Raw genomic sequence first — 13,744 nt, forward strand, 5'->3', positions numbered from 1 at the left:
TCGCATCCGGGCGCCCGTCACGGCGCAGGGCCGACTTGTGAGGGGAAAAAAACGACGCGCCTGCCGGGGGGAGTCCCCCGTCACCCCCGTCCTTTCCATGGCACCAGCCAGCGTTCGGCGCGGCGCATCAGCATATCGATGCCGAAGCCGATGATGCCGATAAGCACGATGCCCATGATGACGATGTCGGTGGACTGGAACTTGGAGGCGACCATGATCATCATGCCTGCGCCCTTTTCGGCGGCGACGAGCTCGGCCGCGACGACGGTGCCCCAGCACACGCCCATCGCCACGCGCGCGCCGGTGAATATCTCGGGCAACGAGTTGGGGATGATGACGTGGCGCAGCACCTGCCATTTCGACGCGCCCAGCGAATAGGCCGCGTGGACCTTGGAGATCGCCACGCCCGAAACGCCCGAGCGGGCGGCGATGGCCATGATCCAGAGCGCGGCGAGAAACAGCAGGATGATCTTGCCGACCTCGCCGATGCCCGCCCAGATGATGACCAGCGGGATCAGGGCCAGCGGCGGCACGGGGCGCATGAACTCGACGATGGGGTCGAACCAGCCGCGGAACCAGTCCGACAGCCCCATCGCGTAGCCCAGCGGGATGCCGACCATGGCGCCCAGCGCGAAACCGACGATGACGCGGAACAGCGAATAGCCCAGATGCTCCCACAGGGTCGAGTTGCGGTAGCCGGTCGAGGCGATCTCGGTCAGGCGCTGCCACACGGTTTCGGGGGCGGGCAGCCAGATCGGCTCCATCTGCATGCCGGTGGCGGGGATGATGTTGGGCGTGCCCTTGCCCGACAGCGCGACGCGGCCGAACCCCACGCGCACGCTTTCGCCGGGCGCGACGGGCTGGCCGTCGATGGCCGTGATCTCGGCGCCCTCGTCGCGGCCGAGCTCGTCGTTGCGGTCGACGCGCAAGAGCTCGCTGCGGTATTCGGCGATGGCGATGGAGTCGTTCTTTGCAAAACCCTCGCCCGGCGCGACCTCGGGGGCCTCGGCCTCGCTTTCGCGGGGATAGACCAGCACCTCGACCGTGGCGTCGTCGGACCGCCCGTCGGGCAGGGTGACGGTGTAGGTAAAGCTGCCGGTCCCGGTAAAGGCGCCCGGCGCGTGCAGCCATGACGGCAGCAGGGCCGAGCCGGTGAAGGCCGCCCAGAGCACGAAGATCAGAACCACGGACACGACCGAAGCGACCCCGTTCGAGCGCACCGCGCTTTCGTCGCCGAAGGTCACCGTCTTGAGCGACCGGAAATCGCTGGCCGGGCGCAGGATGCGGCGCGCCAGCGAATAGAGCGCGAGCGCGGCGAGGATCAGCAGGATATAGCCGAGGATATAGGGCGCGGCGTAGAGGATCGTCCGCAGCACCGACACGAACTCGGCCGCGAGATCGCCCAGCAGGAACGGCGTCATGCGTGCGCCCCCTCGTTGCGACCCATGATTTCCTCTTCCATTTCCCAGATCATCGACAGGATCTCTTCGCGGGTCTTGGCGAAATCGGGGTGTTTCTTGACCTCGCGCAGGTCCTGCCCGACGCCCATCTCGGCAAAGGGCAGCTCATAGGTCTGGTGGATGCGGCCCGGACGCGGCGCCATGACAATCAGCCGCTCGCCCAGCAACAGCGCCTCTTCGACGGAATGGGTGATGAGGATCACGGTCTTGCCGGTCTCTTTCCAGAGCTTGAGCACGAGGCCCTGCATCTTTTCGCGGGTGAGCGCGTCGAGCGCGCCAAGCGGCTCGTCCATCAGCACGACATCGGGATCGTTGGCGAGGCAGCGCGCCAGTGCCACGCGCTGCTGCATCCCGCCCGACAGCTCGTAGACGGCCTTTTCCTTGAACTGCGCGAGCCCCACCACGTCGAGCAGATGATCGACGGTCTCGCGCCGTTCGGCGGCCTTGACGCCCGCCATGCGGGGGCCGAAGCCCACGTTCTCGCGCACGCTCATCCATTCGAACAGGGCGCCTTGCTGAAAGACCATGCCGCGCTCGGCATCGGGGCCGGTGACGCGGTGATCGCCCAGCATGATCCTGCCCTCGGTCGGCGCAAGAAACCCCGCGAGGATGTTGAGAAGCGTGGTCTTGCCGCATCCCGACGGCCCCAGGACGCTGAGAAGCTCGCCCTCCTTGAGGTGCAGGGTGACGTTCTTGAGCGCCTCGACGATGCCGCCTCCGGGCAGGTCGAAGCGCATCGAGATGTCGTCGATCAGCAGATCGGGCATCGGCAGGTGGCTCTCGTTTCGGGAAGAATCGTTGCGGTCCGTCTGGTCGGGCCGGCCCTCGGGGGGCCGGCCCGCGCATCAATCACATATCCGCGGCGGCCTGCAACGGGTCGGTATTGATCGCGTCGGCATAGCTCTCGCGCGCGGACTGGATCGAGCCCGCCTCGACAAAGACCTGTGCCACGCCGCTCATGAACTCGGGCGCGCCGCGGCCCAGCCATTTCTCGGAAAGCTGTTCCTCGGCCGGCGGAAAGACGAAGGTCTCGAGCGTGCTTGCGGCCACCGACGGCTCCATGCCGGCATCCTTGGCGATGACCTCGATCATCTCGTCGCGGTTCTCGCCCGAGTTCCACATCTCGTTGGCCTCGGCCGTGACCGACAGGAACTGCGCGACCAGGTCGGGATTCTCGCTGACGAAGGCCGCCGGGGCCGAGGTCAGGTCGAAGACGAGGATGCCCAGATCCTCCTTTTCGGGGCCGGTGAGCAGGACGTTGCCATGTTCCTTCATGCGGCGCAGCGCCCCGCCCCAGCCGCAGGCCATGTCGACGCTGCCCTGCGCCAGCGCCGCCGCGCCCTCGGCGGGGGCCATGTCGACGATCTCCATGCCCGAGGTATCGACTCCGAAATGCTCCATCTGCCGCAGGAACCCGTAATGCGCGGCGGTGCCCAGCGGCACGGCGGCCTTCTTGCCGGCCAGCTCGTCCGCGCTGTCCTTGTCGATCTCGAGCGAGGATTGCACGACGCAGTTGTCGTTTTCGGAATAGCTCACCGCCACGTCGAGCGCCTGGAGATCCTGGCCCGCGCTGGTGGCCACCACGAAGGGCGGCACGCCCTGGCTGACGGCAAGCTGCACGTCGCCGCTGGCCATCGCCGCCGACATCGCGGTGCCGGTGTCGAAGCTGACCCAGTTGATCGGGATGCCCATCGCCTCTTCGTACATGCCTTTCTGCTTGGCGTACTGGAACGGCATGGGCCATTCGAGGAAATAGGCCACGGTCAGCTCGTCCACCTGGGCCTGCGCCGTTCCGGTCGCGCCGGCAAAGGCCAGCGCCGCGGCGACGCCGCTCAAAAGGGTGGTTCTGGTCATGCTAGGTCTCCCTGTTCTTGCATCCGGTCCCGGATATTGGAGATCGCGCCGGACGGCTCCGGCACGCTCGATCCCGACTGAACCACAGGGTTTCCCGCGACGAAAGGGTTAACGTGCCCTCTCGACGCGGGGCGGGATTGTAGCGCATCATGCGCCATCTCATGGCCCCTAGGGGGCCGGGTCCGCGATACGGGAGCCTTCGCCATGACCATGCCGCTGAACGTGAACGACCCCCGCGCCGTGATCGAGGCCGACCGCGCCCATGTCTGGCACCACCTCACCCAGCACGCGCCCTTTACCGCGACCGACCCCCGCATCATCGTCGAGGGCAAGGGCCTCAAGCTCTGGGACATCACCGGCAAGGAACATCTCGACGCGGTGTCGGGCGGCGTCTGGACCGTGAATGTGGGCTACGGCCGCGCGCGCATCGCCGACGCCGTGCGCGACCAGCTCGTGCGGATGAACTTCTTCGGCGGGTCGCTGGGCTCGGTCCCGGCGGCGATCTTCGCCGAGCGGCTGATCGGCAAGATGCCGGGGCTCAGCCGCGTCTATTACGCCTCCTCCGGGTCCGAGGCGAACGAGAAGGCCTTCAAGATCGTGCGCCAGATCGCCCACAAGCGGCATGGCGGGCGCAAGCACAAGATCCTGTTCCGCGACCGCGACTATCACGGCACGACGATCGCCTGCCTCTCGGCCGGCGGCCAGCAGGAGCGCAACGCGCAATACGGCCCCTTCGCGCCGGGCTTCGTGCAGGTGCCGCACTGCATGGAATACCGCAAGCACGAGCTGGGGCTGGGCCACCTCTCGGGCGAGGCCTTCGGCGTGGCCTGCGCCGACATGATCGAAGAGGTCATCCTGCGCGAAGGCCCCGACACGATCGGCGCGATCTGCCTCGAGCCGATGACGGCGGGCGGCGGCATCATCCCCGCCCCCGAAGGCTACTGGCCGCGCCTCTCCGAGATCTGCCGCAAGCACGACATCCTCATCCATATCGACGAGGTCGTCTGCGGCATGGGGCGCACGGGCGAATGGTTCGGCTACCAGCATTACGGCATCGCGCCCGATATCGTGACGATGGCCAAGGGCGTGGCCTCGGGCTACGCGGCGATCTCGTGCTGCGTCACGACCGAGGCCGTCTTCGAGATGTTCCGCGACGATTCCGACGATCCGCTGAACTATTTCCGTGACATCTCGACCTTCGGCGGCTGCACCGCGGGACCGGCGGCGGCGATCGAGAACATGGCCATACTCGAGGAAGAGGACCTGCTGGGCAACACCCGCGCCATGTCCGGGCGTCTGCTGGGCAACCTGCGCGAGCTGGCCACGCGGCACGCGGCGGTGGGCGACGTGCGGGGGCTGGGGCTTTTCTGCGGCGCCGAGCTCGTCTCGGACCGCGAGACCCGCGACCCCCTGCCCGAGAAGCAGGTCGTGGCCATCGTCGGCGACTGCATGGAACAGGGCGTGATCGTCGGGGCGACCAACCGCTCGGTGCCGGGGCGCAACAACACGCTGTGCTTCTCGCCGGCGCTGATCGCCACCGCCGACGACATCGACCGCATCACCGACGCGGTGGACGGGGCGCTGACCCGCGTGCTGGGCTAGGGGCTCCGCCCCCGCGGCGACCCCGGCGGGCCGCCGCTCCCCCGGGGTATTTCGGCAAGAGAAGACAGGGGGGCGCGGCACCCTGTCTCTTCTCTTTGCAAATACCCATGCCCGCGTGCCGAAAGCGCCCCGGCCGGGCTTGATTGCGGGGACGGGCTTGTCCAATGTCCGCCTGCATCGAACGAGGGGCCAGACCATGCAGATGACGACCGAAGAAGCCTTCGTGAAGGTTCTCCAGCGCCACGGGATCGGCCATGCCTTCGGCATCATCGGATCGGCCTTCATGCCCATTTCGGACCTGTTTCCGCAGGCCGGCATCACTTTCTGGGATTGCGCGCACGAGGGGTCGGGCGGGATGATGGCCGACGGCTATACCCGCGCGACCGGTAGGATGAGCATGATGATCGCCCAGAACGGGCCGGGCATCACGAACTTCGTCACCGCGGTCAAGACCGCCTACTGGAACCACACGCCGCTCTTGCTGGTCACGCCGCAGGCCGCGAACCGCACCATCGGACAGGGCGGTTTCCAGGAGGTCGAGCAGATGGCCCTGTTCGAGGACATGGTCGCCTACCAGGAAGAGGTGCGCGACCCCGCGCGCATCGCCGAGGTGCTGACCCGCGTCATCGCCAAGGCCCATCGCGCCTCGGCCCCCGCGCAGATCAACGTGCCGCGCGACATGTGGACGAAGGTTATCGACATCGAGATCCCCGAACCCATCGCGCTGGCCCCGGCATCGCCGGCGCCGCAGGCGCTCGACCGCGCGGCCGAATTGCTGGCGGGCGCATCTTTCCCGGTCATCCTGAACGGGGCGGGCGTGGTGCTTGCGGGGGCCATCGGCGACACCGTGGCGCTGGCCGAGCGGCTGGATGCGCCGGTCTGCTGCGGATACCAGCATAACGACGCCTTTCCGGGCGGGCACCCGCTGGCCGCGGGGCCCTTGGGCTATAACGGGTCCAAGGCCGCGATGGAGCTGATCGCCAAGGCCGACGTGGTGCTGGCGCTGGGCACGCGGCTCAACCCCTTTTCGACCCTGCCGGGCTATGGCATCGACTACTGGCCCAAGGACGCGAAGGTGATCCAGGTCGACATGAACGCCGACCGCATCGGGCTGACCAAGCCGGTGACGGTCGGCATCGTCGGCGACGCGCGCGAGGTGGCCCGCGGCCTGCTCGAGCGTCTCGGCGACAAGCCCGGCGAGGATCGCGCCCGCCGCGACCTGATCGCCGAGACCAGGAGCCGCTGGCGCCAGCAGCTCGCCTCGATGGATCACGAGGAGGACGATCCCGGCACGACCTGGAACGAGCGCGCCCGCGCCGCCCATCCCGACCGCATGAGCCCGCGCCAGGCCTGGCGCGCGATCCAGCAGGCCTTGCCGCGCGAGGCGATCATCAGCAGCGATATCGGCAATAACTGCGCCATCGGAAACGCCTATCCCGATTTCGACGAGGGGCGGAAATACCTCGCCCCCGGCCTGTTCGGGCCCTGCGGCTACGGTCTGCCGGCCATTGTCGGCGCCAAGATCGGCTGCCCCGATGTGCCGGTCGTGGGCTTTGCCGGCGACGGCGCCTTCGGCATCGCCGTGACCGAGCTGACCGCCATCGGTCGGCCGGAATGGCCGGCGGTGACGATGGTGGTGTTCCGCAACTACCAGTGGGGCGCGGAAAAGCGGAACTCGACCCTGTGGTACGACGACAATTTCGTCGGCACCGAGCTCGACCTCAAGGTGAGCTATGCCGGGATCGCGCGGGCCTGCGGGCTCGAGGGGGTGCAGGTCACGACGATGGAGCAGCTCACCGATGCCCTGCACGAGGCGGTGCGCGCGCAGATGGAGGACGGGCGCACCACGCTTCTGGAGGTGATCCTGAACCAGGAGCTGGGCGAGCCGTTCCGCCGCGACGCCATGACCCGCCCCAACGTGGTCGCGGGCGTCTCGGGCGCCGACATGGCGGCGGAGTGAGCGCGCGCGGGGCGCGGCATCGACAGGCCGGCCCCCGGCGAAAGGGAGATCGCAGGCGTGGAACAGGCGATCCTCATCCTCAATTGCGGGTCGTCCTCGGTCAAGGCGGCGGTCTTTGACGACGCGCTGCGCGAGGTCTCGCGCATGGAGGTGACCGAGATCGGCGGCGGCGCCCGGATGGACGGGCGCCCCGTCGCCGCGCCCGATCACCGTGCGGCCATCGAGGCCCTGCTGGGTCGCCTGCCCGCGCGACCGGTCTGCGCGGCGCATCGCGTGGTGCATGGCGGCGCGGGGCTGGTCGCGCCCTGCGTGATCGACGCCCAGACGCGGGCGGCCATCGCCGATGCCGCCGCGCTGGCCCCGCTGCACAACCCCGCGGCCCTCGCGGGGATCGACGCGGTGGCGGCCGCCGCGCCCGGCCTGCCTCAGGTGGCCTGTTTCGACACCGCCTTCCACGCCACCAACCCGCCCGAGGCGGTGGATTACGCGCTGCCCGCGCGATGGCGCGCGGCGGGGCTGCGCCGCTATGGCTTTCACGGGATCAGCTATGCCGGGTTGGTCGAGACGCTCGATCCGCTGCCCGCGCGGCTGCTGGCCTGTCACCTCGGCAACGGCGCCTCGCTTTGCGCCATCGCCGGGGGGCGCTCGGTCGCCACGACGATGGGGTATTCGCCGCTTTCGGGGCTCGTCATGGGCAGCCGCACCGGCGATATCGACGGCAACGCGGTGCTGGCGCTTGCCGCGGCCGAGGGGATCGCGGGGGCGTCGCGCATCCTCAATCGCGAAAGCGGGCTGCGGGCGCTGGGGGGCGGGTCGGACATGCGCGCGCTGCATGCCAGCCCCGAGGGGCGCGCGGCCATCGACCGGTTCGTCTATTGGGCGGTCCGTCACGCGGGCTCGATGATCGCGGCGATGGGCGGGCTCGACGCCATCGCCTTTACCGGCGGCATCGGCGAGAACGACGCGGCCGTGCGCGGGCGCATCGTGGCGGGGCTGGCCTTTGCCGGGGCGGTGCCGGTCCATGTCGTGCCCGCCCGCGAAGAGGCCTGGATCGCGCGCGCGGCGCGGGCATGTCTTTGCCCGAAGGGCGCGGCCGAGGCGGGGGCGGCTTTCGCGCCCGCCCGCGATGGGCCATGATCGCGCCATGACACGAGACCCCCGCCCCGACCTGTCGCCCCGGCCCGGCGACGAGACGCGCAAGACGACCTGTTACATGTGCGCCTGCCGGTGCGGCATCGACGTGCATCTCAAGGCGGGCGAGGTCGCTTATATCGAGGGCAATCGCGATCACCCCGTCAATCGCGGCGTGCTCTGCGCCAAGGGCTCGGCGGGGATCATGCAGCATACCTCGCCCGCGCGGCTCAAGGGGCCGCTGATCCGCACCGGCCCGCGCGGGACCGGCGAGATGCGCGAGGCAACTTGGGACGAGGCGCTGGGCATCGTGACCGAGCGGCTGGGCCGGTTGCGCCACGAGGCGCCCGAAAAGCTTGCCTTTTTCACCGGGCGCGACCAGAGCCAGAGCTTTACCGGTTTCTGGGCGCAGGCCTTCGGCACGCCGAACTATGCCGCGCATGGGGGGTTCTGCTCGGTCAACATGGCCGCGGCGGGCATCTACACGATGGGCGGCGCATTCTGGGAGTTCGGTTCGCCCGATTGGGAACGGACCGAACTCTTCATGCTGTTCGGCGTGGCCGAGGACCATGACAGCAATCCGATCAAGATGGGTCTTGCCCGGCTCAAGGAACGCGGCGCGCGGATCATCGCGGTCAACCCGATCCGCACCGGCTATAACGCCATCGCGGACGATTGGGTGGGGGTGACGCCCGGCACCGACGGGTTGCTGATCCTGTCGCTGGTGCATTGCCTGATGCGCGCGGGCCGGATCGACCTCGATTACCTGGCGCGGTGGACGAACGCGCCGATGCTGCTCGATGCCGACGCGAAATCGGACAATCACGGGCTGATCCTGCGCGACGAGGCGGGGCGCCCCCTGGTCATGGATCGCGCGACCGGCAAGGCCATGCCCTTTGACGCGCCGGGCGTGCGGCCCGACCTGAACGGGCGGCTGCGCCGGGCGGGCTGGACGCATCGCACCGTCTTTCACGCCATGGCCGAGCGTTACCTCGACCCCGGCTATGCCCCCGAGGCGATCGGGCCGCGCATCGGCCTGCCGCCCGCGCGCATCCACGCCATCGCGGCCGAACTGGCCCATGCCGCCTTCGACAAGGCGTTCGAGGTGGCGCAGGACTGGACCGATTTCCGGGGCGAGCGGCACGAGACCGTCACCGCCCGGCCGGTATCGTTCCACGCCATGCGCGGGATCTCGGCCCATTCCAACGGGTTCCAGACCGCGCGCGCGCTGCACATGCTCCAGATCCTGCTGGGCGCGGTCGAGCGACCGGGCGGCTTTCGGTTCAAGCCGCCCTATCCCAAGCCCCCCGAGGCCCATCCCCGGCCCCACGCGAGCGCGCAGCCCGACCGCCCGCTCGACGGGCCGCATCTTGGGTTCCCGCAGGGCCCGGCCGATCTTCTGGTCGACGAGGCGGGACGGCCGCTCAGGATCGACAAGGCGTTTTCGTGGGAAAACCCGCTGAGCGTTCACGGGCTCATGCACATGGTGATCTCGAACGCCCATGCGGGCGATCCCTATCCCATCGACACGCTGTTTCTCTACATGGCCAACATGGCCTGGAACTCGTCCATGAATACCTCGGGCGTGATGGAGATGCTGGCCGATACCGACGAGGACGGCGCATATCGCATCCCCTTTGTCGTAGTGTCCGACAGCTATTCCTCCGAGATGGTGGCCTATGCCGATGTCGTGCTGCCCGACACGACCTATCTCGAGCGGCACGATTGCATCTCGCTGCTGGACCGGCCGATTTCCGAACCCGACGCCGCGGCCGATGCGATCCGCTGGCCGGTGGTGACGCCCAAACGGCCCGGCCACGAGGGGGTGCGCGGGTTCCAGTCGGTGCTGATCGACCTCGGCGCGCGGCTCAAGCTGCCGGGATTCGTCGACGACGCGGGCAAGCCGCTTTACGCGGATTACGCCGATTACATCCAGACCCACGAACGCCGCCCCGGCATCGGCCCGCTGGCCGGGTTCCGGCTGGGCGAGGACGGCCTGACCGACGGGCGCGGCGCGCCCAACGAGGCCCAGCTCGACAGCTATATCCGCGCCGGGGGGTTCCGCGTGTTCGAGGTGCCCGAGGGCGCGCGCTACATGAAGCCGTGGAACCGCGCCTACCAGGACTGGGCCGTGTCGATGGGCTTTTACGACACGCCGCAGCCCTACCTGTTCCAGCTTTATGTCGAGCCCCTGCGTCGGTTCCAGCTTGCCGCCGAGGGGCGCGGCCCGCATCGCGCGCCCGAGCATCTGCGCGCGCGCATGGCGCTGACCCACGATCCGCTGCCGATCTGGTACGCGCCGCTCGAGGACGGCCATGCCGACCCGGTGGGCTACCCGTTGCACGCCCTGACCCAGCGCCCGGCGGCGATGTATCACTCGTGGGGCGGGCAGAACGCCTGGCTGCGCCAGATCCACGGCGACAACCCGCTTTTCTTGCCGATCCCGGTCTGGGAGGACGGTGGCTTCGCGCCCGGCGACTGGGCGCGGGTGAGCTCGATCCATGGCGAGATCGCCGTGCCGGTGGCGCCGATGGCCGCGCTCAACCCCGAGACGGTCTGGACCTGGAACGCCATCGGCAAGCGCCGCGGGGCCTGGGCGCTGGACCCGCGCGCGCCCGAGGCGGTCAAGGGGTTCCTGCTCAACCACCTGATCCACGAGCTCCTGCCGCCCAAGGGCGACGGGTTGCGCTGGGCCAATTCCGACCCGATCACGGGACAGGCCGCGTGGTTCGATCTGCGCGTCAAGGTCGAGCGCGTCCGCCGCCCGGCGATGAGCTATCCCGCCCCGCCCGCGCAGCGCAGCCCCGTGGGGCGCGCGCCGAAACTGCTGCGCCGGCAGACCCGCGCGGCCGCCTCCGCCTCTGCCGCCGCCGATGCCGATGCCGATGCCGAGAAGGACGAGACGCCATGACCGCGCTTCCCGAACGCACCGATCGCAAGCTGGGGCTGGTGATCGACCTCGATACCTGCGTCGGCTGTCATGCCTGCGTCATCGCATGCAAGGGCTGGAACACCGAGAATTACGGCGCCCCGCTGGCCGATGCCGACCCTTACGGCGCCAGCCCCGAGGGCGCGTTCCTGAACCGCGTCCACAGCTACGAGGTGAGGCCCGCGGGCGGCGACGCGGCGCAGATCTTTCACTTTCCCAAATCATGCCTGCATTGCGAGGACGCGCCCTGCGTCACGGTCTGCCCCACCGGGGCCAGCTACAAGCGCGGCGAGGACGGGATCGTTCTGGTCAACGAAGATGCCTGCATCGGCTGCGGGCTCTGCGCCTGGGCCTGCCCCTATGGCGCGCGCGAGATGGACCCCGCCGAGAAGGTGATGAAGAAATGCACCCTTTGCGTCGACCGCATCTATAACGAGCACCTCCCCCAGGAGGACCGCGTGCCCGCCTGCGTGCGCACCTGCCCCGCCGGGGCGCGCCATTTCGGCGATCTCGGCGATCCCGACAGCGCGGTGTCGCGCCTCGTCGTCGAACGGGGCGGCATCGACCTGATGCCCGAGCAGGGGACGCGGCCGGTCAACAAGTACCTCCCCCCCCGCCCCCGCGACGAGATCGACGTGCTGGCGCCGTTCCTCGACCCGGTGGACGAGGCGCCGGGCGGCTTTCTCGGCTGGCTCGACCGCACGCTCGAGCGGATGGGCTGATGCACCCCGCGCCGTCGCTGATCGTCTTTTCCACGCTGTCGGGGCTGGGCTTCGGCCTTCTCGCCATGATGGGGCTGGGCGTGGGCGATACCGACGGCTGGGCGGGGCTCTTGCGTTTCGCGCTGGGCTTCGCGCTGGCGGGGGGCGGGCTGCTCAGCTCGACCCTGCATCTGGGCCACCCCGAACGCGCGCTGCTGGCCTTTACCCAGTGGCGCACGAGCTGGCTCAGCCGCGAGGCATGGGCCGCGGTCGGCGCCCTGGCCCTGTCGGGTCTCTATGCCGCGCTGACGCTGGCGGGCACGCGCATCGCCCCCCTGGGCTGGCTGGCTGCGTTGGCCTGTTTCGGCACGGTGGCGTCCACGGCGATGATCTACGCCCAGCTCAGGACCGTGCCGCGCTGGCATCACTGGTCGGTGCCGGTGCTGTTCCTGGCCTACGCGGCAACGGGCGGGCTGGTGCTTTCGGGCGCATGGGCACCGGCGCTGCTGATGCTGGGGCTCACCGGGTTGGGCCAGTTCGCCGCCTGGCGCGGGGCCGATGCGCGGGTGGCGCGCGACCCGTCGACGGTGGGCACGGCGACGGGGCTGGGCGGGCGCGGCGCGGTGCGCCCCTTCGAGAACCCGCATACGGGGCCGAACTACCTGACCCGCGAGATGGCGTTCCGCGTGGCGCGCAGGCATGGGCTGCGGCTGCGGTCGCTCGCGCTGGTTTTCGGCTTTGTCGCCCCGGCGCTGCTTCTGGTGTTGCCGGGGCCCGCCGTCGTCATCGTGCCGCTCGCCACGCTGGTCCATATCGGGGGCGTGATGCTGCAACGCTGGCTGTTCTTTGCCGAGGCCGAGCATGTGATGGCGCTGTATTATGGACCCTGACGCCACCCCCCGCGGCACCACGCGGATCGGCCGGACCCGCGACGGGCACGCCGTTCACCGCGCGGTGATCTCGAACGGGGTGCTCACCGTGTCGCTGCTCGACATGGGCGCCATCGTGCGGGACCTGCGGCTTGCCGGCGTGGCGCATCCGCTGTGCCTCGGGGCGCGGGATTTGGGATCTTATGACGGGCTGATGTCGCATTTCGGCGCGGTGATCGCCCCGGTCGCCAACCGCATCGGCCACGGACAGGCGACGATCGACGGGGTGCCGCATCGCTTCGAGCGCAATCAGGACGGGCGGCACACGCTGCATTCGGGCGCGGCCTCGACCCAGCACGCGATCTGGCGGGTCGCCGATCTGGCCCCCGACCGCGCCGCGTTCGAGATCGACCTGCCCGATGGCCAGGGCGGATTTCCCGGCAATCGGCATGTGCGCGTGGACTATGGCCTCGACGGCGCGTCGCTTTCGGTCGAGATCACCGCCCGGACCGATGCGCCCACGCTGATGAACCCCGCCTGGCACCCGTATTGGAGCCTGCACCCCACCCCCGGCGAGGCACCGATGACCCTGCAGGTCACCGCCGAGCGTTACCTGCCCGTCGACGAGGACACGTTGCCGCGCGGCGGCCCCGTCCCGGTCGAGGGCACGGCCTTCGATTTCCGCACGCCCCGGAGGCTCGTGCCGGGCGACGTGCCCGATCTGGATCACAATTTCTGCCTGTCCGACGCCCCGCGCGCCCTGACCCATGCCGCGCGCCTGACGTCGGATGGGGGGCTGCGGCTCGATCTCGAGACGACGGCGCCGGGGCTTCAGGTGTTCGACATGCACCCGTTCGGAATCGGATCGCGCCGCACCAACCACGCCCGCCCCTACCCGCCCCGCGCGGGCGTGGCGCTCGAGGCGCAGAACTGGCCCGACGCCCCCGGCCGCGCCGGATTTCCGGGCATCGACCTCGCGCCGGGCGAGACATTCCAGCAGGCGACGCGCGTCACCTTCGGCAAGGCATGATCGGATCGGTCGGAGGGGGTCCGCTGGTGCAGCTAGGGTCAGGATGCATTGATTGGTGCTGTTCGGCGTGATTCACGGCCCGAAAAGCGGAGCGGTGACATGGACGACCTCTACTGGCTGAGCGACGAGCAGATGGCCAAGCTTTCCCCTTTCTTTCCGAAGTCGCACGGGAAGCCACGGGTCGATGACAGGCGGGTGCTGAGTGGGA

General features: G+C 69.4%; 10 protein-coding genes and 1 pseudogene. 8 read left to right on the forward strand and 3 right to left on the reverse strand.

Features of this window, described 5'->3' with window-relative positions; translation table 11 throughout:
- Positions 1-80 precede the first annotated feature (80 nt).
- From E2L08_RS06865 to E2L08_RS06875, 3 genes are all read right to left on the reverse strand, one after another.
- Entirely contained in the window at positions 81-1,421 is a 1,341-nt protein-coding gene (locus tag E2L08_RS06865; protein ID WP_133396323.1) for an ABC transporter permease, read from the reverse strand.
- Positions 1,418-2,227, reverse strand: a complete 810-nt coding sequence (locus E2L08_RS06870) for a taurine ABC transporter ATP-binding protein (RefSeq protein ID WP_133396324.1) — start codon at positions 2,225-2,227, stop codon at positions 1,418-1,420. The genes E2L08_RS06865 and E2L08_RS06870 overlap by 4 nt, the downstream gene beginning before the upstream one ends.
- Positions 2,228-2,309: 82 nt before the next feature.
- Positions 2,310-3,314: a taurine ABC transporter substrate-binding protein gene (locus E2L08_RS06875; protein WP_133396325.1), complete on the reverse strand. Its 1,005-nt coding sequence runs from the start codon at positions 3,312-3,314 to the stop codon at positions 2,310-2,312.
- Between the two features lie 204 nt (positions 3,315-3,518).
- Between E2L08_RS06875 and E2L08_RS06880 the strand changes: the two genes are divergently transcribed.
- The 8 genes and pseudogenes from E2L08_RS06880 to E2L08_RS06915 all read left to right on the forward strand — a co-directional run.
- Positions 3,519-4,916: an aminotransferase family protein gene (locus E2L08_RS06880; RefSeq protein ID WP_133396326.1), complete on the forward strand. Its 1,398-nt coding sequence runs from the start codon at positions 3,519-3,521 to the stop codon at positions 4,914-4,916.
- A gap of 196 nt (positions 4,917-5,112) precedes the next feature.
- The gene (xsc, locus tag E2L08_RS06885) at positions 5,113-6,876 is read left to right on the forward strand and encodes a sulfoacetaldehyde acetyltransferase (protein WP_133396327.1); all 1,764 of its coding nucleotides are present in this window, start codon (positions 5,113-5,115) and stop codon (positions 6,874-6,876) included.
- Positions 6,877-6,933: 57 nt separating this feature from the next.
- Entirely contained in the window at positions 6,934-8,013 is a 1,080-nt protein-coding gene (locus E2L08_RS06890; protein ID WP_240758141.1) for an acetate/propionate family kinase, read from the forward strand.
- 7 nt (positions 8,014-8,020) lie between these two features.
- Entirely contained in the window at positions 8,021-10,918 is a 2,898-nt protein-coding gene (locus E2L08_RS06895; RefSeq protein ID WP_133396329.1) for a molybdopterin oxidoreductase family protein, read from the forward strand.
- Entirely contained in the window at positions 10,915-11,658 is a 744-nt protein-coding gene (locus E2L08_RS06900) for a 4Fe-4S dicluster domain-containing protein (protein ID WP_133396330.1), read from the forward strand. Before E2L08_RS06895 ends, E2L08_RS06900 begins: the two co-directional genes overlap by 4 nt.
- Positions 11,658-12,527 carry a dimethyl sulfoxide reductase anchor subunit family protein gene (locus tag E2L08_RS06905; protein ID WP_133396331.1) on the forward strand — a complete coding sequence of 290 codons (870 nt, stop codon included), beginning with the start codon at positions 11,658-11,660 and terminating at the stop codon, positions 12,525-12,527. The genes E2L08_RS06900 and E2L08_RS06905 overlap by 1 nt, the downstream gene beginning before the upstream one ends.
- On the forward strand, positions 12,517-13,536 hold the full coding sequence (locus E2L08_RS06910) for an aldose epimerase family protein (RefSeq protein ID WP_133396332.1): 1,020 nt from the start codon (positions 12,517-12,519) through the stop codon (positions 13,534-13,536). The genes E2L08_RS06905 and E2L08_RS06910 overlap by 11 nt, the downstream gene beginning before the upstream one ends.
- A 99-nt stretch (positions 13,537-13,635) precedes the next feature.
- Positions 13,636-13,744, forward strand: a pseudogene (locus E2L08_RS06915) (IS5/IS1182 family transposase); the annotation flags it as partial.

Source organism: Palleronia sediminis, assembly GCF_004358695.1.
In the GTDB taxonomy this organism is placed as follows: Bacteria; Pseudomonadota; Alphaproteobacteria; order Rhodobacterales; family Rhodobacteraceae; genus Palleronia; species Palleronia sediminis.

Bases quoted from the DNA above. Each gene is read 5' to 3' on its own strand.
- E2L08_RS06865 (WP_133396323.1), bottom strand. From the start codon at position 1,421: ATGACGCCGTTCCTGCTGGGCGATCTCGCGGCCGAGTTCGTGTCGGTG.
- E2L08_RS06870 (WP_133396324.1), bottom strand. From the start codon at position 2,227: ATGCCCGATCTGCTGATCGACGACATCTCGATGCGCTTCGACCTGCCC.
- E2L08_RS06875 (WP_133396325.1), bottom strand. From the start codon at position 3,314: ATGACCAGAACCACCCTTTTGAGCGGCGTCGCCGCGGCGCTGGCCTTT.
- E2L08_RS06880 (WP_133396326.1), top strand. From the start codon at position 3,519: ATGACCATGCCGCTGAACGTGAACGACCCCCGCGCCGTGATCGAGGCC.
- xsc (WP_133396327.1), top strand. From the start codon at position 5,113: ATGCAGATGACGACCGAAGAAGCCTTCGTGAAGGTTCTCCAGCGCCAC.
- E2L08_RS06895 (WP_133396329.1), top strand. From the start codon at position 8,021: ATGACACGAGACCCCCGCCCCGACCTGTCGCCCCGGCCCGGCGACGAG.
- E2L08_RS06900 (WP_133396330.1), top strand. From the start codon at position 10,915: ATGACCGCGCTTCCCGAACGCACCGATCGCAAGCTGGGGCTGGTGATC.
- E2L08_RS06905 (WP_133396331.1), top strand. From the start codon at position 11,658: ATGCACCCCGCGCCGTCGCTGATCGTCTTTTCCACGCTGTCGGGGCTG.
- E2L08_RS06910 (WP_133396332.1), top strand. From the start codon at position 12,517: ATGGACCCTGACGCCACCCCCCGCGGCACCACGCGGATCGGCCGGACC.